This window comes from Streptomyces agglomeratus (assembly GCF_001746415.1).
In the GTDB taxonomy this organism is placed as follows: domain Bacteria; phylum Actinomycetota; class Actinomycetes; order Streptomycetales; family Streptomycetaceae; genus Streptomyces; species Streptomyces agglomeratus.
This window is the reverse complement of the sequence record NZ_MEHJ01000001.1, coordinates 1,177,440-1,199,341: the sequence shown is the minus strand read 5'-3', so window position 1 is coordinate 1,199,341 and position 21,902 is coordinate 1,177,440. Positions and strand designations below refer to the sequence as shown.

Sequence of the window (21,902 nt, the reverse complement as noted above, 5' to 3'; positions counted from 1 at the left end):
GAGGCCGCGAAGCCATGCCCGCCGCAGGCGAATCCACCACCGACCGCCGGGAGAAGCTCGCCGGACACCAGCGGTCCATCGCCGGTGCCGACGACAAGAACACCCTCATCGAGGCCATCCGCGACGCCCTGAACGTCTCCGCGCCCGTCGGCTCCCCGAGCACCCTCGACGACATCGCCAAGCGGTACGCCAAGCAGGCCGACGAGGCGAGGGACGTCCAGGACCGCGTGGAGCAGGTCGCCCTCACGGGCCTGCCCGACGCCTGGGTGGGCAGCACCGGCGCCAGGGCCCAGGAGGTGGTCTCGGCGGCGGCGCGAGCGGCCGCGCAGATGGACGAGGCGATCCGCGGCGCGCGAAGGGCGCTGATCCTCCTCTCCGACGCACTGACCACCGCGCAGTCCGAGGACAAGGGCGGCCGCGAGCAGCTGCGCGAAGCGCTCGGCATGCTCGGCGGCGAGGACGGCTTCTTCGACGACATGGTCGAGAAGGACGCGGAGGAGGCAGAGCGGCTGCGCGCCCGCAACATCGCCTCCGCCGGTGCGAAGACCATGCACGCGGCGGCGGAGAAGGCCGACGACGCGGCCCGCGAGGCCGCCCGCGACCTCAACAAGTTCGCGGCCGAGGCCCGCGCCGGCAGGATGAAGACCGACAACATCTCCGCCGCCGACCGTCTCGTTCTGGCGGACATCGGGGTGGCGGGCAAAGACCCCGAGACCAACGAGCTGCTCACCGCCAACGACCTGGAGCGCTCGGGCAAGGCCATGGAGCGCATGAACGCCCAGGACCAGGCGAAGTTCGAGCGGATGCTCGCCGAATCCAAGAGTCCCCAGGAGCGCGCCTACCTGGTGAAGGCCCTGGCCGCCGGACACGACATGAACGCGGTCTCCGAGTTCCGCGACAAGATCCACGGCAAGGACCCGGCCTGGCTGCAACGGCACCTGACGCCGGTGACGACGGCGGGGGACAGCATGGACAACGAGGGCCTCAACCCCGACGGTTCGAACAAGAACACGGACCAGCACGCGTTCAAGGGGGAGAAGTGGTCCCAGGACGCCCCCACCTGTGTGCCATCGACCGTGGTCACCGGCCGTGCCGTGGTCGATCCTCTGTACGCCCTCGAACTCACCGGAGGTCCCTCGGGACAGGAGGACGACCCCGCCGCCTTCCGTGAACGGCTGCACGACGAGCAGATGCGGCTGCACGAGGACGGTGACGGTGCCAACGAGTACGACTTCCCCTTCGGCAGCACGCCGGCAGGCATGGACGAAGAGGGCAAGACCACCATCACCAACAATGAGATGAGCCCGCACACAGGCAGCGAGTACACGTACCAGGAGACGGCGAGCGCCGACGCCCGGCGTGAGGTCCTGACCGACGTCGAGAAATCGGTCGCGGAGGGCAAGCCCGTGCCCATTACCGTCGAGGGGAAGGACAAGAACGGTGACTACGTCGGCCACTCGATGATGATCGTCGGTCAGGAGGGCAACATACTTCAGGTCTACAACCCCTGGGGCACCACCACCTGGATCAGCGAGGACGACTTCATCAACGGGAACATGCAGAAGGCGTCCGACAACCGCCTGCCCAACGCCTCCGGCGTCCACCTTCCGGCCGAGTGAGGAACTCCGTCATGCGCAACCGACTGGCAGCCGCCCTCGCCCTGCCACTGTCCGCCCTGGCCCTGGCCGGCTGCGGCCTCTTCGGTCCCGAGACCTACGAGGTCGACGAGAGGTCGGTCGAGGTGGACGCGGGCGACGAGTTCACGCTGTCCCTGCCGGCCAGTCCCTCCATGGGCGAGAACTGGTACCTGGCCGACCCACGTCCCGACCGTGACGTCGTCCGGCTCCAGGGCCAGGACGAGGACTGGGAGGACGACGGCGGGAACACCGGCGGAGGCGGCGGAACCCAGTCCCTCACCTTCCGGGCGGTCGAGCCGGGCACCACCGAGATCAAGCTGCTGTACTGCCGGCTCGGCAGTTGCAAAGCCGAGTTCGGCGACCCCGCGCCGTCTCCCTCACCGTCGGAGTCGCCGTTCCCCGTCGCGAGCGGATCGCCCGGCGAGCACGACCACGAGTACTTCATCTACACGGTCACCGTCCGATGACCGGATCCGAGGGACCCATGGACTCCAACCCGCCCCGCCCCACCAAGACCGACGACGACTGCGCCCGCCTCGACACCGCCAGGATGCTGCGCTACGGCGTCCCCGCCGAAGGCCCGCACCGCACCGCCCTCTTCGGCGACGGCGCCGTCGGAGCGGCGGTCGTCCTGGACCGGCTCGGCGTCCTGCCGCGATCGGTCGCGTTCCTCGCCGAGGTGGTGCGCAGCGGCGGGGTGCGTTACGCGGCCCGGCTCCCCGAACTGCTCCCGGACCCGGCCGCCACGGACACCCTCCGCCCCTGGCTGGAGGCGGCCGGGACCGTCGCCCGCCCGGTCGTCGGCGACGAGACGACCGCCCGCTGGCTGGAGTCCGTGGCCGAGCTGATCGGACTGCGCCGCACCAGCCGCGCCCGCGGCCGCTGACCGGCGTTTCAGGACGGCCGGAGCTCCCGGGCCAGGTACGGCGCCGTGCGGCTGTTTGCCGCCCGCGCGACCTCGGCGGGCGGACCCGCCGCGACGATCCTGCCGCCCTCGTCGCCGCCGCCGGGGCCCAGGTCGATCACCCAGTCGGCGGCCGCCACCACGGCCATGTCGTGCTCGACCACCACCACCGTGTGGCCCTGGTCCACCAGCCCGTGCAACTGGCGCATCAGCACCTCCACATCGGCGGGGTGCAGCCCGGTCGTCGGCTCGTCCAGTACGTACACGGTGTGCCCGCGGCGGGTGCGCTGGAGCTCGCTCGCGAGCTTGACGCGCTGCGCCTCGCCGCCGGAGAGCTCCGTCGCGGGCTGCCCCAGGCGCAGATAGCCGAGCCCCACGTCCAGCAGGGCCCGGAGCGAGCGCTCGGCCGCCGGCGTACCCGCGAAGAACCCGGCCGCCGCCTCGACGGTGAGGTCGAGCACCTCGGCGATGCTGCGGCCCCGGTACGTGACCTCCAGCGTCCCGGGGTTGTAGCGCGCGCCGCGGCAGTCCGGGCACGGCGCGTACGTACTCGGCAGGAAGAGCAGCTCCACCGACACGAACCCCTCGCCCTGGCAGGTCTCGCACCGCCCGCCGGCCACATTGAACGAGAACCGGCCCGCCTTGTACCCGCGCGCACGGGCGTCCTCGGTGGCCGTGAAGAGCTTGCGCACGACGTCGAAGAGGCCGGTGTACGTCGCCAGATTGGAGCGCGGCGTACGGCCGATCGGGCGCTGGTCGACCTGCACCAGCCGGTCCACGGCTTCCAGTCCCTCGGCCGAGGCGCAGCCCGTTGTGCCGCCGGTGGCCCCGTCCGCCAGGACCCCCGCCAGCACCTGCCCGACGAGCGTCGACTTGCCGGAACCCGACACTCCGGTCACGGCCGTGAACACCCCGAGAGGGAACGCGGCGTCCACACCGCGCACGTTGTGCCGCTCCACGCCGTTCAGCCGCAGCAGACCCGACGGCTCGCGGACCTCGCGCGGGGGAGCGGGTTCACGGTCGAAGAGGAAGCGGCGGGTCGCCGATTCGGCCACCTCCGCCAGAGCTGCCGGCGGCCCGCTGTGCAGCACCCGGCCGCCGTGCTCGCCCGCGAGCGGACCGACGTCGACGAGCCAGTCCGCGCTGCGCACCACGTCCAGATGGTGCTCCACGACGAAGACCGAGTTGCCCGCGGCCTTCAGCCGGCCGAGCACGACCAGCAGGGCCTCGGTGTCGGCCGGGTGCAGCCCCGCCGACGGCTCGTCCAGGACGTACACGACACCGAAGAGGCCCGAACGCAGCTGCGTCGCCAGCCGCAGGCGCTGGAGCTCGCCGGAGGAGAGTGTCGGCGTCGTACGGTCGAGACTCAGATAGCCCAGCCCCAGCTCCGTGACGACCGCGATCCTCGCCCGCAGGTCACCCGTCAGGACGCGCGCCGTTTCGCTCCCGTCGGCCGCCGGGTCCAGTGCGCGCGCGAGCGCCGACAGGGGCAGCCCCGCCAGCTCGGCGATCGTGCGGCCGCCGAACGTCACCGCCAGCGCCTCGGGACGCAGCCTGCTCCCGCCGCACACTGGGCACGGCGCGGCGGTCAGGAAGCGCTCGGCGCGCGCCCGCAGGGTCTGGCTCTTGGAGTCCGCGAAGGTGTGCATGACGTAGCGGCGGGCGCTCATGTACGTGCCCTGGTAAGGGCGTTGGATACGCCCCGCGTCGCGCACCGGGTGCACCGTGACGACCGGCTGCTCGTCGGTGAACAGGATCCAGTCGCGGTCCCGTTGTTCCAGCTCGCGCCAGGGCCGGTCCACGTCGTACCTGAGCGCGTCCAGCACGTCGCGCAGGTTCTTGCCCTGCCAGGCACCCGGCCACGCCTCGATCGCACCCTCGCGGACGGAGAGCGACGGGTCGGGTACGAGCAGTTCCTCGCTGGTGCGGTGGATCCGGCCGAGGCCGTGGCATTCGGGGCAGGCGCCCGCCGCCGTGTTCGGCGAGAACGCGTCCGAGTCGAGGCGAGCGGCACCGGGCGGATACGTTCCCGCGCGGGAGAACAGCATGCGCAGGGAGTTGGAGAGGGTGGTGACCGTCCCGACCGAGGACCGTGAACCCGGCGCGGACCTGCGCTGCTCCAGCGACACGGCGGGCGGCAGGCCGCTGATCTCGCCGACCTTGGGCGCGCCCACCTGGTGGATCAGACGGCGTGCGTACGGCGCGACGGACTCGAAGTAGCGGCGCTGGGCCTCGGCGTAGATGGTGCCGAACGCCAGGGAGGACTTTCCGGAGCCCGAGACGCCGGTGAAGACGACGAGCGCGTCGCGCGGAATGTCGACGTCGACGTGCCGCAGGTTGTGCTCGTCGGCGCCGCGCACACGGACGTAAGGGTCATGGGCGGCATACGGGTCGTGGGGGGCGTACGGGTCGTGGGCACTGGGCATCGGCGGGACTCCGTACGCGGGACTGTTGCGACAAACGGTTCGATACTAGACCCGTACTTCGCGGGTGACCGTTTCAGGTCTGTGGCCAGCGGGTTTGCGTGATGTCGGTGTCGAGTAGGTCGAGGAGGTGGAGTTGGACGCCGCGGTTGATCTGGACGGTTGGCGGGTCGGTGACGTTGCCGATCCGCAGGGTGAGTTCGCCGAGCTGGTAGAGGATCATCCGGCCGGTGGGGCGGACGCGGCGGTTGTCCGGGTAGAGGCCGGGCATGGTCTCGTCGGGGCCGAGCGCGCGTCTAACCTGCCGCTCAATCAGGCAGAAGACGAGCAGGGCCAGGCAGATGACCTGGATCAGCGCGGCGACGCGCCGGTTGTGCTGCACGAAGACCGGTGCCACCGCGAGGGGGCCCTTGAAGTCGTGGTAACGCCGTTCGACGGTGCCCTGGCCCTTGTAATGGATCAGGACGTGGGCCGGGCCGGCTTTCTCGGCCGGGACGCTGGTGATCAGCGCCCACCAGCCGTCGACGGCTGTTTCGGCTCCCAGTACGTCCTGGTCGAAGTGCCAGGTGAGGCTGGGGGTGCCGTGCTCGTCGGTGGTGATGTGCCAGCGCAGGCAGGAGGTGACGCGGCGCTTGGTCGCGATGACGCCGATCCGGGCAACGATCTTCTCTCTGGTCTTGTAGTGCCGTCCGCCCGCCGCGGCGGTGAGCCTGTCGAGGTCTTCGGCGGCTTTGGCCAGTCGTTTGGCCCGGGCAGCCTGCTGGCCGGCCGCGACGGCGGTGGAGTGGACCAGGATCCGGCGCACGGTCAGCGGCGGATCGCTTTTGCGGCGGCCGGTCAGCGTGTGGGTGTCCTCCAGGACCCGGTAGGTCTCCCGTTCCGCCTCGGGTTTCCTCTCGTCCCGTCAGGCACCCGGTCGACGGGCTCGCCCCGCTGAGGATCCAGGACCGCGTAGACCTCGTCCTTGATCTGCGCGGCTGGGACGGGCGCGACGAACTCCACCCCGGCCTCAAGCAGGGCGGTGATGTTGGAGTAGGACACCAGCTTGGAGTCGGCGACCATCAAGAACTCGCGGGTGCCGGCCATCGCTTTGAGGTCGTTCATCGCGCCGACGACCTGACGGACCTCGGCGGCGGCGCCGTCGAAGACCCGGGAGTGCACGGGGATCCCGCCGTCGGCCGTCACCGCGAGCCCGGTCTGGATCTGCTTCAGGTCCAGCCGCCGGTCCTTGGGATGCCCGTTGCAGGCGATCAGCGGGTACTGCTCGTCCTGGTCCTGGGCGGGGAAGGCGCCGTGGACGGACATGCTGGTCATGTCCCAGTGCAGCCGCGAGACGTCGATCCCGAACTCGGTGATCGCCCGCGCGCCGACGGTGCCGGCGACGACTTCCAGCTTCGGGGCGATCGCGTCCAGCGCACGGGCCAGGCGATCGTCGTTGAGGAGGTCTGGTGTGATGCCGAAGACCTCCTCCACCGCCCAGGTGCGGGCCCAGTCCCCGACGCGCACCAGCGGTGCGGGCGAGGTCAGCCGGTTGGCCACCAGCGCCTCGATGACCTGCCCGTGCGTCAGATGCGCGCTCGCGCCGCCTGGACACACCTCGTCGACGATCCCGGCCACGTCCAGCCGGCGCAGAAACTCGGCAGCGACAGGCGAGCGCCCAGACGCTTTTCCACCACGGACGTCACCACCACTTCAAGGCGCTGACGCTCAGATCGTGGCCGCGGGGACCGGGAAGTCATCGACACATCCGGACCAACGCCATGCGACCGGCCCGGGACACTCCCGGACCGGTCACACCATACGAATCAACGACCCGCGAAGTACGGGACTAGACGGCGTCCGCTCCGGCGTCCGTGCCCCCGAGGCCCACCAGGCGGGCCAGCCGCCGGTAGGACTCCAGCAGTGCCCCCCGATCGTACGTACTCGTCGCTACCAGGTACTCGTCGGCGCCGCTGCGGCCGAGCACCTTCTCCAGGGCGTCGGCGACCTCGTCCTCCGTGCCGTGGATGTGCCCCCGCCGGGACTCGTCGAAGAGGCCCCGCTCACGGTCGCTCATCGGTCGGGCCAGGATCTCGTCGACGGGGGCGAGCGGCGGGAACGATCCGTGCGTGCGGGAGTACGCCGACGCCCACGCCTCCGGCACCAGGAGCCGCCGGGCCTCCTCCGTCGTACCCGCGACGGCCACCGTGCCCGACAGTACGACGTACGGCCGCTCGCCCCATACGGACGGCCGGAACTCCTCCCGGTAGCCGTCGACCGCCCGCAGCATCTCCTCCTCGCCGCGCGCCGCCGCGATCACCAGCGGCAGCCCGGCCGCCGCGGCGACCTGCGCCCCGGCGCCCGTGGCCAGTACGAACGCGGGGACGCGCAGCCCCTCGGCGGGGTGGGCGTGGACCTGCGGATGCGCGCTCTGGTCGCCGGTGAAGTAACCCAGCAGCTCACCGAGGCGCGTGGCGAAGTCCCCGGCGTCCTTCTTGTCGTGGCCCAGCGCGCGGCGAATCCCGTCGGTGAAGCCGACGGAGCGGCCGAGCCCCATGTCGACGCGTCCGGGGAACAGCGACTCCAGTACGCCGAACTGCTCGGCCACGACCAGGGGCTGATGGTTCGGCAGCATCACACCGCCGGTGCCCACCCGGATCCTCGACGTGGCGGCGGCCACGGCGGCGGCGAGCACGGTCGGCGCGGAACCGGCGACACCGGGCACGCTGTGGTGCTCCGACACCCAGAAGCGGTGATATCCGAGCGCCTCGGCCCGCCGTGCGAGGTCCACGGTGTCCCGCAGCGCCTGCGGGGCGTCGTGCGCCTCGCGCGTACGGGAACGGTCGAGTACGGAGAACCGGGTCTGCGCGATCACTGAGCTCACACCCCCTTCAACGCCTCACCCGCGCGAGGATTCCCCGCCCGCGCCCGCGCGTGGGCCGGACACGTCCTAAGGTGCCGGAATGACCTCCGGTACGACGCACAGCAGCAGGCCACTGGCCGTTTTCGACCTCGACGGAACCCTCGCGGACACGGCGCACCGACAGCGCTTCCTGGAGCGCACCCCGCGGGACTGGGACGGGTTCTTCGCCGCGGCGCCCCACGACCCGCCGATGCCCGAGGGACTGCGGATGGTCCGGGAGAGCGAGGAGGAGTGCGAGATCGTCTACCTCACCGGCCGCCCCGAGCGGTGCCGGCGCGACACCGTGGACTGGCTCGCCGCGCAGGGTCTTCCCGAGGGGCGGATCTGGATGCGCCGCGACCACGACCGGCGGCCCGCCCGGCATACCAAGCTGGAGATCCTGAAACGGCTGGCGGCGCGCGGCCGTGAGGTCCGCATGCTCGTGGACGACGACGAGCTGGTGTGCGCCGCGGCCGAACAGGCGGGCTTCACGGTCGTGCGCGCCCGCTGGGCCGCCGCGTCGGCGGCGCTCAGGGACGCGCAGGAGCGCGAGGGCCGTACCTGAGGCGTGCCGGCCTACCGCCTCACGCGGTGTCCTCGAGGCGGAAGCCGACCTTGAGACCCACCTGGTAGTGCTCGATCCGGCCGTCGACGATGTGGCCGCGCACCTGTGTCATCTCGAACCAGTCGAGGCCGCGCAGGGTCTGCGAGGCGCGGTCGATGCCATTGCGGATCGCCTGGTCGAGGCCCTCTGTCGAGGTGCCGACGATCTCGGTGACGCGGTACGTGTGGTCGGACATGCGGCGCTCCCTCTCTGCTCCTCGCGGCGCGGGGGCGTCCCGGCGCGCGCTTCTACCACCGTGCCCCAGCGGGCGCCGGGGCGCATGTCCGGCTTCCGGCGTCGTGCGTGGGCCCCGCGGGGCTTCGCCCGCACACGCCGGAGGGGCCGGACCTGCCCGAGGGCGGTGTCCGGCCCCTCCGGCGTTCGAGGAGCGTGGTGGGGACCGCTGGCCCCTACACCGCCACTGCCAGCGACAGCGCGAAGCGTTCCGCCTCGTCGGTCCACCACTCGCGCAGATCGAGGCCCGCCCCGGCGAGTTCCCGGCGTACCCCGTCCCGCCGGAACTTCGCCGAGATCTCGGTACGTATCTCCTCACCCGCCTCGAAGGACACCGCGAGGTCGAGCTCCCGGATCTTCACCGTCACATCGGTCCGCGCCCGCAGCCGCATCTCGATCCACTCGTGCCCGCGGTCCCACACCGCGACGTGGTCGAAGTCGTCGGGGTCGAAGTCCGCGCCCAGCTCCCGGTCGATGACCGCCAGGACGTTCTTGTTGAACGCCGCCGTGACACCCTGCGCGTCGTCGTACGCCGCGACCAGCGTCCGCTCGTCCTTCACCAGGTCCGTGCCGAGCAGCAGCGCGTCCCCCGGTGCCAGCAGCGACCGTACGGACTTCAGGAAGACCGTCCGCTCGTCCGGCAGCAGATTGCCGATCGTGCCGCCCAGGAAGGCGACCAGCCGCGGACCCGGCGTCCCGGGCAGCGCCAGACCGCGCGTGAAGTCCGCGATCAGCGCGTGTACGGACAGTTCCGGCCGCTCGTCGAGGAGCGCCGAGGCGGCGGCCGTCAGCGCGCTCTCGCTGACGTCGACGGGCACGTAACTGCCCAGCTCCGGGACCAGCGCGTCCAGCAGGTGGCGGGTCTTCTCCGAAGAGCCCGAGCCGAGCTCCACCAGCGTGCGTGCCCGGGTGGCGGCCGCGATCTCGGGCGCGCGGGCGATCAGGATCTCCCGTTCCGCGCGCGTGGGGTAGTACTCCGGCAGCCGGGTGATCTCCTCGAACAGGTCGCTGCCCCGGGCGTCGTAGAACCACTTCGGCGGCAGCACCTTGGGCGTGCGGGTCAGCCCGTGCAGTACGTCGGCACGCAGATCAGCGCCGGTCGCGTCCTCGGGCAGGGTGCGGGTCAGCAGGAACGGGCTCACGCAGTGGGCTCCTTGAGCGGTGTCAGCAGGACATCGGTGCGGGTGGCGGCGAGGAGGGTGTGGTCCGGGACCTCGCGCCAGTGCGGATCGTCGTCGTACGGCTCGGACGCCACGACCGTGCGGCGGCCCGGTTCGGCGTAGTACCAGAGCGTGTCGCCCCAGGCCGTCGCCGCGACCGTCTCGCCGTCCGTGAGGAGCAGGTTCAGCCGCGAACCCGGGGCGGCCTCGGCCAGCTCCAGGACCGTGTCGGCCAGCGCCTGCCCCAGTTCGTCGCCGTCGCGCAGCCGGTGCAGTACGAGCGCCCAGACCAGCGCCGAGTCGCACCGCGCCTCCAGCGCGAGCAGTTCGGCGGCGGGCAGTGCCCCGGCGAGCGCCGCGGCCGACCGGGGCCAGCCCCTGAGCGCCCCGTTGTGGCTGAACAGCCACGGTCCGGCGGCGAACGGCGCCGCCGCCGCCTCGCCGTCCGCGCCCGCCTCCGTGGCGTCGCGGACCGCGGCGAGCACCGCCCCGGAGCGGACGACCCGGGCCAGGTCGGCGAACGAGGCGTCGGCCCACATCGGCCCCGTGCGCCGGTAGCGGGCCGGCACCGGGTCGCCCTCGGCGTACCAGCCGACGCCGAAACCGTCCGCGTTGACGGTCCCGTACCGCTGGCGGCGCGGCGCCCACGCCTGCCGGTACAGACCGTGTGCGGGCTTCACGAGCAGGTCCCCCAAGGGCACCGCGGGCCCCAGGCAGGCGAAGTGACGGCACATCAGGACACCACCGCGCCGGGTACGCCCCTGGTGTCCGGTGCGTCCCGCGCCGTCCGGAAACCCGCGAAGATCTGGCGGCGTACGGGCAGGTCCCAGTTGCGGAACGTGCCCCGGCACGCCACCGCGTCGACTGCGAACGAACCGCCGCGCAGCACCTTGTGCGCGCTGCCGAAGAAGACCTCGGAGTACTCCCGGTACGGGAAGGCCGCGAAGCCCGGATAGGGCAGGAAGTCGCTCGACGTCCACTCCCACACGTCGCCGATCAGCTGCCGTACGCCCAGGGGCGACACACCGGCGGCGTACGCCCCCACGGGAGCCGGCCGCAGATGCCGCTGTCCGAGATTGGCCAGCTCCTGGGTGGGGTCGCCGTCGCCCCAGGGGTAGCGGAGCGAACGGCCCGACACCGGGTCGTGCCGGGCCGCCTTCTCCCACTCGGCCTCCGTGGGCAGCCGCCGGCCGGCCCACCGTGCGTAGGCGTCCGCCTCGTACCAGCTCACATGCAGGACGGGCTCGTCCTCCGGTACGGGCTCCACGACCCCGAAGTGCCTGCGCAGCCACTGGCCGCCCTCGCGGCGCCAGAACAGCGGGGCACTCAGCTCGTGCTTGCGGATCTGCGCCCACCCCTCCGGCGCCCACCAGCGTTCGTCGGTGTAGCCGCCGTCCTCCATGAAGCGCAGATACGCGCCGTTGCTCACCGGCACGGTGTCGATGTGGAACGCCGGGACGAAGCGGTGGTGCGCGGGCCGCTCGTTGTCGAGCGCCCACGGTTCGGTGGAGGTACCCATGGTGAACGGGCCGCCGGGGACGAGGACTTCGCGCGGCAGGTCCACCGTCGTCGCGGCCGCGGGACGCGGCGGCGGGGGCGCGGTGAGCACGACGGGCCCGCGCCGCAGCTGATGGGTGATGAGCATGGTCTCGTCGTGCTGCTGCTCGTGCTGGGCCACCATGCCGAAGGCGAACGCCGCGTCCAGCAGTGGCGTGCCGGTCAGCGGGCTGCGGTCCAGCACGTCGAGGGCCCGGCCACGTACGTCGGCGGCGTACCCGCGGGCCTCGGCGGGGGCGAGCAGCGGGAGCGAGGGGCGCTCGGAGCGCGGGTGCTCGAAGGCGTCGTACAGGGAGTCGATCCCGGGGCGCATCGCGTCCCGCCCGGCGACCGCCCGCAGCAGCCACAGCTCCTCCTGGTTGCCGATGTGCGCCAGGTCCCAGACCAGTGGTGACATCAACGGGGAGTGCTGAGCGACGAGTTCACCGTCATCCACGCAGTCGGTGAGCCCGGCGGTTCGCTCACGCGCCCTCAGCAGCGCGTCGACGGCGCGGGCGCGGAGCGACTCCGGGTCGGTGGCGGGACCGGCGGGCCCGGTGGGGGCGCTCATGTGTGAAGGTCCTTCCCGTGAGCGGGGTCGAGCAGATCGTCGGCGGGGCATCGCCCGTGTACGACGTACCGCTCGGTGAACGCGGCGACGGCGCACTGCACGGCGGTGGACGCGCCGAGGCGGGGCAGCGCTTCGAGCGCCACCTCGAAGCAGGTCTCGGCGGCCGTCCGCAGCTCGGCGTCGGCCAGTCCGTACCGTGCGGCATTGGTCCACAGGGGGTTGCGCGGCGCGGGCAGCGAACCCGCCGTCTCGGCGAGCGGCTTGACGCTCCGGTACGCGATCTCGGAGGCCGCCGGGTCGTCGAAGAGCGCGGTGGTGACGGCGAGCGGAACGATCCAGCCGTTCTCGCCCGGCTGCGCGTCGATCATGCGCAGTTCGAGGTGGCCGCGCGGCCGCACCGGTGGAAAGAGGGTGGTCAGGTGGTAGTCGAGGTCCGCGCGGGTCGGCGGCCGGGGCGCCCCGGTCCGCATCCAGGAACGGAACGACAGCCCTGCCGGTACGTCCCAGGGCCGGCCCGCGTCTCCCCTGACGCACATCACGGGAGCGTCCAGCACGCGGTCCGTCCACGCGCCGCGCGGCTCCGCGTCGAGCGGCGGGGCCAGGGAACGGCCGGGTTCGATCTCCGTCCACAGGGCCTGGCGGGTGGACCGCCAGCCGGTCCGCCGCCGGTGATGGAACGGGGAGTTGGCGAACGCTGCCGACAGGACCGCCCCGAGTAGGTGGGCGAGCCGCCAGCGCCGTCCGTAGCCGAGCGGCCCGGGCTCCTCGTGGCCGGCGTCCAGACACACCTGGACGGACGCCGACGAGCACATCATCGCCCGCCCGGCCGGACCCGTCCGGTCGAGGTACGCCTCCATGGCGTCGTAGCGGGGCTCGCGCAGAACGCGCTTCGGGGGGTGCCAGGGGTCGGTGCCGATACCGGTGAGGCCGAGGTCCCGGGAGCGCAGAACGGCGCGGACGGCGTCCAGATCGGCGGAGACGGAGTCGATGCACTCCGTCAGGGACGGGGCCGGAGGGGAACTGAGTTCGAGCTGTCCCCCCGGCTCGACGGTGAGGGACGAGAGCAGGGGCAGGGCCCGCAGAGCGGTCACGGCCGCTTCGAGGCGGGCGGGTGCGACGGGCAGTTCGGGGAGGTGCAGCTCGTGGACGAACCATTCGAGTTCGACGCCGACGGTGCTCGGCGGACCGGTCTTGAAACAGATGCCGCGCAGTAATGCTTCCGCACCGGCCTCGGTGACGGGAGCGCCTTCCTGTACGAAGTCGCCTGTGGGCATGGCCTGTTCCTCCTTGTCGTCTGTCGGTCGGTGGACGGTCGCGATCGTGCCTGAGCCCGCCCCGGCGACCGGGACGGGCATCGCCCTCCAGCTAAGCCACTGAGACCGGATCGCACAAGGGTGTCCTTGCAGCGCGGAAACCCCGTTGCGCCGGGGGCCGCCGGTCACCGACGATCTCACCTGTGAGTGCACGACTGCGCGGAATCGCGAAAGAGACCGAAGAGATCGTCCGGGCGGGCCGGTACACGGCCCCCGACGGCCGTGGCGTGCCGATCGGCGCGGAGGTGGCCGCCGCCCTCGCCGGGACCAGGCTCTTTGGTCCCGCCCCGGTCGCTGTCACGCCGGACACGGACCGTACGACGGTCTTCGAGGTCACAGGCGAGAGCAGCCTCGAGGCCGCGCGGAGGCTGACCGCCGCGGGGCCCGGCCCGGTGGCCGTGCTCACCTTCGCCTCGGCCCGGAACCCCGGCGGTGGCTATCTCAACGGCGCGCAGGCGCAGGAAGAAGCACTGTGCCGCGGGTCGGCCCTGTACGCGACCCTGCTGCGCGCCCCCGAGTTCTACGCCCACCACCGGGCGGACCGCAGCCCGTTCTACCTCTGATCTTGCGCAGTGCTTCACCCTTCAGGGTGGGGGTGAAGCGCATCGTTGCCCCGGAGGCGCGGAGCGCCAGAGTAGATCATCTGTGACAACCAAGCGGTGGCAGTGGAAGACCTGGCGGTCAAGGGACTGGCCCGTACACGCATGGCCAAGTCCGTACACGACGCAGGATGGTCGGCATTCGTCATGATGCTGGAATACAAGGCTGCGAAGTTCGGCCGTTGTTTCCACCGCGTCGGACGTTTCGAGCCGACCTCTCAGGTCTGCTCCGTATGCGGTGTCAAGGACGGACCCAAACCCCTGGGCATACGCGTGTGGGAAAGCGGAGCCTGCGGGGCTGTCCTTGACCGGGACATCAACGCGGCGGTCAACGTCGCCAAGGCCGCCGGACTGGCGGTATCAGCCTGCGGAGCGCGGGTAAGACCGGGACCCGTCCCGGCACAGCGCGAAGAAACAGGAACCCACCCGAAGCCCCAGCCGGTGACCACCGACAGGCAGGCGGGAATCTCCGCCCTTTAGGACCCCGTTGCTGATCTTTCATTTCGAGGGGCGCGCGAGGAGGCGGCATAAGTGGGTGGTGCGGGTGCGCTCAGGGCGGTGGCCTTGCTGCCAGGCATCGATCCGGATGAGGTTGACGGCCGTGGCGGCAAGGCAGTGTCCGAGGTGGGTGGCGGCTGCGGTCCGGTAGCGGCTGCGGCGTGCGCGGGTGCGGTGGATGATCTGGCAGACGGTGGCCTCGATTCCGGCGCGTCGGCGGTAGCGATCCCGCCAGGCGTCGGTTTCCTGTTCGCGGCGGCGCTGCTGGAGGGCCGCTCTCTGGGCGGGCTCGCGCAGGGTGAGTGCCCGCCCCCACTTGCCGTTGCCCGCTGTCGTGCACTGCGAGCGCAGCGGGCAGACACGGCAGGTCGCCGCGTCGAAACGGATCTGGACCAAGGGGACGCGTGTGCGGCGACTGCTGCGGGTGGCAGCCCAGGAGACGCTGGTGTGCCCACCCGGACAGATCGCCTCACGTCGAACGTCGTCGATCTGGAAGTGGTCGTGGCCGAACCGTTGGAGGCCGTCGCCTCCGGCGACAGGGCGTGCAGGGCCGACGAGGTCGATGCCGTGTTCCTGACGGGCGCTGACCAGGGTGCCGGCCGTGACGTAGCCGCTGTCGACGAGCTGCTCGGTGGGCAGCAGCTTCCGCTCGGCGAGGCGGGTATGGATGCCGGGCAGGGCCTCGCTGTCCCCGTCGGCCGCGGTAGCGGTCGCAACGTCCGTGATCAGCCGGGGTGTTTCGTCGTCGCAGGTCTCGGTCAGGTGCAGCCAGTAGCCCGTCCAACTGATGGTCTTCTTGGTGCCGTAGCGCGCCTCGGTGTCATAGGGGCTTACCAGCATCTGGTGCGCAGGGGGCAGGTCCTCGCCTTCACGGACGTGCACGCCGCCCGGACCACGGTGGTACTGCTGCACCCACACCTGGCGCAGGATCTGCAGGGCGGGGATGCGGCGCAGCCAGTCGGGCGCATCGGGCCTCCAGGTAGCCGTGAGCAGGTGGAATCCGTCCTCGCCGACCTGACGCAGCCAGCTGTCGCGGTCCTGGCCGTCGGGCAGCCCGTGCCAGGAGTCCACGCGCTCTCCGTACCGGCCCAGCCAGTCGGTCTCCCGTTCTGCCAGGGACTGCTCCAGCCAGTCCGGTGCAGCAGCGGCGAGCGCCTCCAGGGCAGCACGCAGGGTCTCGGCGACGAACTCCATCCGGTTCAGCAGGCGCACGTCGGCGACCACCCGGGTGGAGTCGGTGCGCTGGCGTCCGCCCCGGCGCAGCAGCCCCTGGCCCGCGGCGGCCTCCAACACCGCCTCCAGGACGCGCTCTTCAAGTCCGTGTGCGACCAGCCGGGCCCGGAACCGGGCCAGCAACGAGTGGTCGAACCCACTGTCGTCGAGATCCAGGCCCAGCAGGTATTTCCAGTCGATCCGCGCCCGCACGGCCTCGGCGGCCTGGCGGTCGGACAACCTCTCGGCGTACTGCATCACCGACACCATCGCCAGCGCGCCGGGCGAGGCTGCCGGCCGCCCATCAGCCGGGAACGCGGCCGCGAACAGTGCGTCATCGAAGATCTGTCCCAGACTGTCGCGCAGCCGTATCGCCAACGAGCTCTTCGGGAAGGCCCTGCGCGCCACCCGCCGGGTCAACTCCGGGATCTCTCCACCCGCCCACGACTCCAACGACACTTGAACATCACCGCCAACGAACTCGATCCTCCACCCCACCATCCCGCTTCCGCACCGGGTACGAGGGGAGATTTGAGAGATCAGCAACGGGGTCCTTTAGGGCGGAGAGGATGTCAAACCGACCGGGTCATCCACTCACCGGGAGTCCCCGTCTTCCGCGACGACCGCGGCGCGCTGCTCGGAGCGCCGTACACCGTGGGCTTCCTGACCTCGCCCGCGCCCAACGCGGGCGTGATCCGCAGCCGCGAGCCCGAACAGGCGCACCGCATCCCGGCGGCGCTCGCGACCCGCGCCGGGCGGGTCCTGGAGACGGCCGCCGCCCTCGGGTACGGCGGCTGGTGCTGGGGGCCTGGGGGTGCGGTGTCTTCATGAACGAGCCCGCCGCTGTGGCGGGCGCGTTTCACACGCACCTCATGGGAGAGGGCCGGTTCTCCGGCCACTTCGACGAAGTGGTCTTCGGCGTCCTCGACCGCACGCGCGGAGAGTCGGTGCTGGGCGCCTTCCGCGCGGCCTTCGCCCCGCCGGTACGGCCCGCCGCGCAGCGGTAGTCCCAGCCGGACGCGGAGCGCGCGGCCGTGACCCGGCGCACCCCTGGACTCGGTGGGCCCCCGGATTCCGGCGCGCGCAGGAGCGCGGGTGGCTCTCAGCTCCAGCCGTAACGCTGCCGCAGGCGCCGCACCACACCGTCGAAGCGCGGCCGGTCGAGGGCGCACGCCTCCCGGCGCATCCCTTCCTCGTGCACCCGGATCACCCGGTCGAGATCGACCCAGGACTCGCGCCCCCTCGCGTCCCACGGACCGGAACCGATCGCCACCCACTCGCGGTCGCGGTCGTGCCGCTTGCTGGACAGCCGTACGGCGAGCAGCGTGCCGGCGGCCTCGCGGGCGACCACGAGCACCGGCCGGTCCTTGCCGCGGCCGTCGTTCTCCTCGAACGGCACCCAGGTCCAGACGATCTCGCCCGGGTCGGGATCCCCGTCGCAGTCCGGCGCGTACGAGGTCCGTACCGGACCGGTCGCGCGGGGGTCGGCCTCGGTCGTCGCGGCCGGTCCGCGCCGGCCGGGCAGGTCGGTGATGCCGTCGGGAGAAGTCGTCACCCGGGTGAGGTTAGGGCCTGGACGGCCCAGTCCGCAGGGCGGCCCCCGCGACCGGACCACAGCTTCGGTCCATGGCCACACGCATCGTCATCGCCCTCCTCGCCGCCGGACTCGCAGGCACGGCGGCGCAGTTTCCGGACCCGGCCGGACGGAATCCCGCCGGACCGGAGCCCGCCCGAGCAGCCGCCGCCCAACCGGAGCCCGCCGGACCGGAGCCCGCCCGAGCGGCCTTCGCGCGAACGGACCCCGCCCGGTCGCCGTCCGCGTCGCCCCCCGGCGCCGTGGCCCCACCCCGTACCGTCTCCGGCTGGCTCCCCTACTGGGACCAGGAGGGGGCGTACGCCGATGCGCTGGCCCACGCCGACCAGCTGCACACCGTCAGCCCCTTCTGGTACCAGGCCGTCTCGGCCGGGCGGGTCGACGGCCATCCGGGCGCGGGGGAGCGGCGCATCGTCGACGGACTGCACGCGGCCGGCGTCAAGGTCGTGCCCACCGTGATGGAGACGATGAAGCCCGGCGCCCTGGGCTCGATCCTCACCAGCCCCACCCGCCGCGCGACCCACGTCCGTACCCTCCTCGCCCTTGCCGGGAGCCGCGACTACGACGGACTGGACCTCGACTACGAGAGTCTCGCCGCGTCCGGCGACGCCACCTACCGCAAGGTGCGCGCCGGGTACGCGAAACTGGTCGAAGACCTCTGCCGGGGCCTGCGCGCGCTGGACAAGCAGTGCGTCATCACGGTGTCGCCCAAGACGGCGACCACCGGCCGGATCTGGGACTACGCGGCCATCGGGCGCGCGGCCGACCGGATGCGCATCATGGCGTACGACTACCACTGGAAGGGCGGCAAGCCGGGCCCACTGTGCTCCCCGCAGTGGTACGACGAGATCCTGCGCATCGCCACCGCCGACGTCCCGGCCAGCAAGATCGAGGTCGATGTCCCGGGGTACGGGTGGGACTGGCCCGCCGACGGCAAGTCCCGGGCGAAGCACGTCACCTGGAAGGAGGCGGAGGCGCTGCGCGTCGCCAAGAACGTGCCGTACGCGCTCGATCCGGCCTCCCGGACACCCCACTTCGGCTACCAGGACGGGGAGCAACGGCGCGAGGTCTGGTACCAGGACGCGCGCGGTGTCGCCGAGCACCTGCCGGTGCTGCGCAAGTACGGCGTGGCCAACACCGCCCTGTGGGCACTGAACTTCGAGGACCCCGAACTGTGGCCGGTGCTGGCGCGCGGCTGACGCGGCGTACGCGTGTACGCCGCGTCCGTGCAAGGGTCATATCCAGCCGTCCAACGACGCCATGAAGGCGTCGAAGTCGTCCCGGTGGATGGTGTGGCCCGCGCCCCGGACCGTACGGACCTCGAATCCGCGCTCCGCCAGCACCGCGGCCTTCGCCGCGTCGATGAGGAAGCTCGGGTCCGCGAGCTGCACCAGCGAGGGCACGACGGGCTTGGCGGGCAGCAGATCGACGCCGGGCAGCGCGGCGAGGCCCAGCGCCGACGCCTCGTCCCAGACCCCGAGCGTCGCCAGTTCGATGTCGATGTCCTCGGCGTCCCAGCGCGGGTTCATCGCCGCTATCCGCTCCCGGGGCGCCGCCTTGAACCGGGCGAACAGCTCGGGACCGAAGCCCTCCTCCGCCGTGCCGAGGTGCCACGCCGGGTCGGAGAAGACCGCACGCCGTGGCCGCAGGCGGTCCACGGCGAGGGACAGGGTGAGGCCGCCGAGGGAATGGCCGATGGCGAGGTCGGCGCCGGCCGGGAGGGTCTCGACGACGTCGTCGGCGAAGAGCTCCGGTGTGTACTCACCACGACCGCTGGCGCCGTGTCCACGCAGGTCGACGGCGATGACCCGGTAGCCCTTGCCGGCGAGAGCGGGGCCGACTCGTCGCCAGGTGCGGTGGTCGGCCATGATGCCGTGGATCAGGAGCGCGAGCCGGTCGCCCTCGCCCCAGGTCCGGGTGTGTAGCTGCACGGTGATGCCTTTCTGACGGTGGGGAAAACGGGATCGGCGCACAGGACCGGCGCACGAGTCGGCGTAAATGATCCGGCGGAAGGCCCGCGCACGGAGTCGGCGCACGGAGTCAGCGCACGGAGCGGATCGGGCGTACGGCGAGTGCGCCGAGCACCGCGAGCCCCGCCGCGACCAGGAACAGGGTGGTGTACCCGCCGACGCCGACGATCACCGAGGCGATGAACGGGGCGACGATCTGCGGCCCGGCGTTGGCGATGTTCAGGACGCCCATGTCGCGGGCGGCGTCCTCCGCCTTCGGCAGGACCATCGTCACGAGCGCGGTGTCCACGGCCATGTAGCAGCCGAAGGCGAGGCCGTTGACGGTGGCGAAGGCGATCATCGCCGCCCAGCTCGTCGACACCGCGGGGATGACCAGGGCGACGGCGGACAGCGCGGCCGAAGCGCCGACGAACAGCTTGCGCCGGTCGAAGCGGTCCGACAGGTAGCCCCCGAGGACGGTGGACACGATCATGGCCACGCTGGTGACCGGCATCAGGACCGCCACCGCGTCCTCGGGCTCCAGCCCGCCGTGCAGGACGGTGTGGTCCTTGATGATGTAGAGGAGGAAGCCGTTGACGGCGAAGTACCCGAGGATCAGCAGGGCACGGCCGATGAAGGCCCAGCGGAAGTCGTGCGACTTCAAGGCCCCCGCGAACGCGGTCAGTTGTTCCCGTACGGGCAGTGGCCGGCGGGCGGGCATCCGCTGCTCGCGGGCACAGGTGGTGAACAGCACCGCCGAGGCGGCCACCAGCGCGCCGAAGAGGAGGTAGCCGGTCCGGTAGTCGTCCGAGAAGGCAGCGCCGATCAGCGCGCCGAGCGTACTGCCGAAGGGCAGCCCGAGGCCCACGGCGGCGGACGCCTTGCCGCGCGCGGTCATCGGCACGCGGTCGGGGACGACGGAGGTGATGGCGGCCTGGTAGACGTTCATCACGGCCTGGCCGAGACACCAGGCGATGGTGATCATCAGGACCGTGTGCACACTGCCGAGCAGGAACATCGCGGGTACGGCGAGCAGGGCGCCGCCGAGTATCCAGGGGTTGCGGCGTCCCGAGCGGTCGGAGAGGGCGCCGGCGACCGGGTTGAAGACGGTCGCGAAGATTGCGGAGACACCGGCGACCAGACCGAGGTTGGCCACCTTGTCCGCCGGGTCGACGTCCTCGACCTGGAGCGCGAGGAGTACGCCGCCGACGCCGATGTAGAGCGCGTACATCGCGGTGTTGCCGACCAGGAGCAGGGGCAGCAGCCCGCGGCTCGGCGGGGCGAGGGGTGGGACCGGCGGTGGTTCCGGCGGTGCCGGGGGATTCGGGGGTGCCGGGGGTGCCGGGCGGGGACAGGGCCACGCTGCCCTCCATGAGGAGTGTCGTGGGAGACGACGAGCGAATGGGAAAGCCGACGCGAGGGGGAAAAGATGTGAGGTGACACGTGTCAGTGACGCGTGTCAGCATTGTTAGCACTCAATTCCGGCCATCCGCCAGACCCTGTTCCGTACCGATCTGGAAAGATGCCGAACGCGATGAGCCAGCCACCAAAGCAGTCCGCCGACCATCCCGTCCCGACCAGCACCGATGTCGCGCGCCTGGCAGGTGTCTCGCGCGCCACGGTTTCGTACGTCCTGAACAACACCTCGGCGGTGCGGATCAGCGAGCCGACCCGCCGCCGGGTGCGGGAGGCCGCCGAGGAGCTGGGGTACGTACCGCACGCGGCGGCGCGCAGCCTGCGGGCGGGACACAGCCGGATGGTGCTGCTGCCGACGTCGCACGTCCCGGTCGGCCCGCTCTACAGCCGGTTCCTGAACGAGGTCCAGTGGGCTCTGCGGGCACTGGACTACACGGTCGTGCAGTACGGCAGCCTCGGGCTCGGAGCCGACGAGGCGGCCCGCGCCTGGGCGGAACTGCGGCCCGTGGCGGTCCTCTCCCTCGGCGAGATCGCGCTCAGCGCGCACGGTGTCCAGGTGCTCAAGCGCTCCGGCGCGAAGGCCGTGATCACGCTGGGCCCGCAGCGGGTCGAGGGCGCGCACGCCTTGGTCATGGACCAGCGGGCGATCGGCAGCGCGGCGGCGCGCCACCTGCTGGAGCGGGGCCGGCGCGCGATCGGCGTGGTGGTGCCGGCCGAGCCGGGCCTGGAACTCTTCTCCAGGCCGCGCCTGGCGGGCGTACGCAGGACGGTGACGACGGCGGGGGAGGCTTCCGGTGCACGGGTCGAGCCGCTCACGATGGCGTACGACGAGGAGTCCGCCGCGCGCCTCGCCGCGGGGTGGGGCGCGCTCGGCCTCGACGCGGTGTACGCGTACAACGACGAGTACGCGCAACTGCTGATGCGGGCGCTACAGGACGCGGGTGTCGACGTACCGGGGGAGTGCGCGGTGGTCGGCGCGGACGATCTGCTGCTGGGCAAGCTGCTGCGGCCACGGCTGAGTACGGTGCACATCGAGCTGCCGACGGGCCGCGAGATAGCGGAGCTGGTGGACCGGGTGGTGCGTGATCCGGACGGCGAGGTCGAACGCCACGACCTGATGGCGGCGCACACGGTGCCCCGCGAGTCCAGCTGACCGTCGACGACTGAGTACGTGAGGGGGCCGCGCAGCACCGCCCCCGCTCCCCACGCGGACGTGCGTCCGCTGCCGACGCAGCACCGCCCCCGCGTCCACGCTTCCCCGCGTCCACGCTTCCCCGCGTCCCCGCGCGCCCGCGTCCCGCGCGCCCGCGTCCCCGCGCGCCCGCGTCCCCGCGCGCCCGCGTCCCCGCGCGCCCGCGTCCACGCCCCGTC

Annotated in this window: 19 protein-coding genes and 3 pseudogenes; 9 read left to right on the top strand and 13 right to left on the bottom strand. The window is 72.0% G+C overall.

Going from position 1 to position 21,902, the window contains the following annotated elements; all coding sequences use genetic code 11:
- Positions 1 to 14 precede the first annotated feature (14 nt).
- From AS594_RS04990 to AS594_RS04980, 3 genes are read left to right on the top strand one after another with little or no spacing between them, the layout of a single operon-like run.
- Positions 15 to 1,619: a cysteine peptidase family C39 domain-containing protein gene (locus AS594_RS04990; protein ID WP_069934961.1), complete on the top strand. Its 1,605-nt coding sequence runs from the start codon at positions 15 to 17 to the stop codon at positions 1,617 to 1,619.
- 11 nt (positions 1,620 to 1,630) lie between these two features.
- Positions 1,631 to 2,104, top strand: a complete 474-nt coding sequence (locus tag AS594_RS04985) for a protease inhibitor I42 family protein (RefSeq protein ID WP_069925844.1) — start codon at positions 1,631 to 1,633, stop codon at positions 2,102 to 2,104.
- Positions 2,101 to 2,523: a hypothetical protein gene (locus tag AS594_RS04980; RefSeq protein ID WP_240508936.1), complete on the top strand. Its 423-nt coding sequence runs from the start codon at positions 2,101 to 2,103 to the stop codon at positions 2,521 to 2,523. Before AS594_RS04985 ends, AS594_RS04980 begins: the two co-directional genes overlap by 4 nt.
- Positions 2,524 to 2,531: 8 nt before the next feature.
- On the opposite strand, the gene uvrA is transcribed toward AS594_RS04980, so the two are convergent.
- From uvrA to AS594_RS04960, 4 genes are all read right to left on the bottom strand, one after another.
- Positions 2,532 to 4,967: an excinuclease ABC subunit UvrA gene (gene uvrA / locus AS594_RS04975; RefSeq protein ID WP_069925843.1), complete on the bottom strand. Its 2,436-nt coding sequence runs from the start codon at positions 4,965 to 4,967 to the stop codon at positions 2,532 to 2,534.
- Positions 4,968 to 5,040: 73 nt separating this feature from the next.
- Positions 5,041 to 5,805, bottom strand: a complete 765-nt coding sequence (locus AS594_RS45985; RefSeq protein ID WP_420877882.1) for an IS1634 family transposase — start codon at positions 5,803 to 5,805, stop codon at positions 5,041 to 5,043.
- Positions 5,802 to 6,581, bottom strand: a complete 780-nt coding sequence (locus AS594_RS45375; protein ID WP_069934960.1) for an IS1634 family transposase — start codon at positions 6,579 to 6,581, stop codon at positions 5,802 to 5,804. Before AS594_RS45375 ends, AS594_RS45985 begins: the two co-directional genes overlap by 4 nt.
- A 211-nt stretch (positions 6,582 to 6,792) precedes the next feature.
- Entirely contained in the window at positions 6,793 to 7,827 is a 1,035-nt protein-coding gene (locus tag AS594_RS04960) for an MsnO8 family LLM class oxidoreductase (RefSeq protein ID WP_176742720.1), read from the bottom strand.
- 79 nt (positions 7,828 to 7,906) lie between these two features.
- On the opposite strand from AS594_RS04960, the gene AS594_RS04955 reads away from it, so the two are divergent.
- On the top strand, positions 7,907 to 8,410 hold the full coding sequence (locus AS594_RS04955) for a phosphatase domain-containing protein (RefSeq protein ID WP_069925840.1): 504 nt from the start codon (positions 7,907 to 7,909) through the stop codon (positions 8,408 to 8,410).
- A 19-nt stretch (positions 8,411 to 8,429) separates the two neighbouring features.
- Here the strand turns inward: AS594_RS04955 and AS594_RS04950 are convergent, their stop codons facing one another.
- The 5 genes from AS594_RS04950 to egtA form a co-directional block, all read right to left on the bottom strand.
- Positions 8,430 to 8,645 carry a dodecin gene (locus AS594_RS04950; protein ID WP_069925839.1) on the bottom strand — a complete coding sequence of 72 codons (216 nt, stop codon included), beginning with the start codon at positions 8,643 to 8,645 and terminating at the stop codon, positions 8,430 to 8,432.
- Positions 8,646 to 8,859: 214 nt separating this feature from the next.
- Complete coding sequence (gene egtD, locus AS594_RS04945) at positions 8,860 to 9,825, bottom strand: L-histidine N(alpha)-methyltransferase (RefSeq protein WP_069925838.1); 966 nt, start codon at positions 9,823 to 9,825, stop codon at positions 8,860 to 8,862.
- Positions 9,822 to 10,577 carry an ergothioneine biosynthesis protein EgtC gene (gene egtC / locus AS594_RS04940; protein ID WP_069925837.1) on the bottom strand — a complete coding sequence of 252 codons (756 nt, stop codon included), beginning with the start codon at positions 10,575 to 10,577 and terminating at the stop codon, positions 9,822 to 9,824. The genes egtD and egtC overlap by 4 nt, the downstream gene beginning before the upstream one ends.
- Positions 10,577 to 11,950, bottom strand: coding sequence for an ergothioneine biosynthesis protein EgtB (egtB, locus tag AS594_RS04935; protein ID WP_069925836.1), 1,374 nt, complete (start codon positions 11,948 to 11,950; stop codon positions 10,577 to 10,579). Before egtB ends, egtC begins: the two co-directional genes overlap by 1 nt.
- The gene (gene egtA, locus AS594_RS04930; RefSeq protein ID WP_069930284.1) at positions 11,947 to 13,224 is read right to left on the bottom strand and encodes an ergothioneine biosynthesis glutamate--cysteine ligase EgtA; all 1,278 of its coding nucleotides are present in this window, start codon (positions 13,222 to 13,224) and stop codon (positions 11,947 to 11,949) included. The genes egtB and egtA overlap by 4 nt, the downstream gene beginning before the upstream one ends.
- Before the next feature lie 182 nt (positions 13,225 to 13,406).
- Here egtA and AS594_RS04925 point away from each other — a divergent pair.
- Positions 13,407 to 13,820, top strand: a pseudogene (locus AS594_RS04925) (TIGR02452 family protein); the annotation flags it as partial.
- Positions 13,821 to 13,901: 81 nt separating this feature from the next.
- Positions 13,902 to 14,342 (top strand): annotated as a pseudogene (locus AS594_RS04920) (RNA-guided endonuclease InsQ/TnpB family protein); the annotation flags it as partial.
- An 18-nt stretch (positions 14,343 to 14,360) separates the two neighbouring features.
- Here AS594_RS04920 and AS594_RS04915 read toward each other — a convergent pair.
- Complete coding sequence (locus AS594_RS04915) at positions 14,361 to 16,031, bottom strand: IS1182 family transposase (RefSeq protein ID WP_079144794.1); 1,671 nt, start codon at positions 16,029 to 16,031, stop codon at positions 14,361 to 14,363.
- A gap of 117 nt (positions 16,032 to 16,148) precedes the next feature.
- Here AS594_RS04915 and AS594_RS45980 point away from each other — a divergent pair.
- Positions 16,149 to 16,579: pseudogene (locus tag AS594_RS45980) on the top strand (TIGR02452 family protein); the annotation flags it as partial.
- A 95-nt stretch (positions 16,580 to 16,674) separates the two neighbouring features.
- Here the strand turns inward: AS594_RS45980 and AS594_RS04905 are convergent.
- Positions 16,675 to 17,127 carry a type II toxin-antitoxin system PemK/MazF family toxin gene (locus tag AS594_RS04905; RefSeq protein ID WP_069925835.1) on the bottom strand — a complete coding sequence of 151 codons (453 nt, stop codon included), beginning with the start codon at positions 17,125 to 17,127 and terminating at the stop codon, positions 16,675 to 16,677.
- Positions 17,128 to 17,198: 71 nt separating this feature from the next.
- Between AS594_RS04905 and AS594_RS04900 the strand changes: the two genes are divergently transcribed.
- Positions 17,199 to 18,365, top strand: coding sequence for a glycosyl hydrolase family 18 protein (locus AS594_RS04900; protein ID WP_079148284.1), 1,167 nt, complete (start codon positions 17,199 to 17,201; stop codon positions 18,363 to 18,365).
- Positions 18,366 to 18,401: 36 nt separating this feature from the next.
- On the opposite strand, the gene AS594_RS04895 is transcribed toward AS594_RS04900, so the two are convergent.
- On the bottom strand, positions 18,402 to 19,097 hold the full coding sequence (locus AS594_RS04895; protein WP_069925834.1) for an alpha/beta fold hydrolase: 696 nt from the start codon (positions 19,095 to 19,097) through the stop codon (positions 18,402 to 18,404).
- Between the two features lie 109 nt (positions 19,098 to 19,206).
- Positions 19,207 to 20,346, bottom strand: a complete 1,140-nt coding sequence (locus AS594_RS04890; protein WP_070343305.1) for an MFS transporter — start codon at positions 20,344 to 20,346, stop codon at positions 19,207 to 19,209.
- Positions 20,347 to 20,649: 303 nt separating this feature from the next.
- On the opposite strand from AS594_RS04890, the gene AS594_RS04885 reads away from it, so the two are divergent.
- Positions 20,650 to 21,684: a LacI family DNA-binding transcriptional regulator gene (locus AS594_RS04885; protein ID WP_069930282.1), complete on the top strand. Its 1,035-nt coding sequence runs from the start codon at positions 20,650 to 20,652 to the stop codon at positions 21,682 to 21,684.
- Positions 21,685 to 21,902 lie beyond the last annotated feature (218 nt).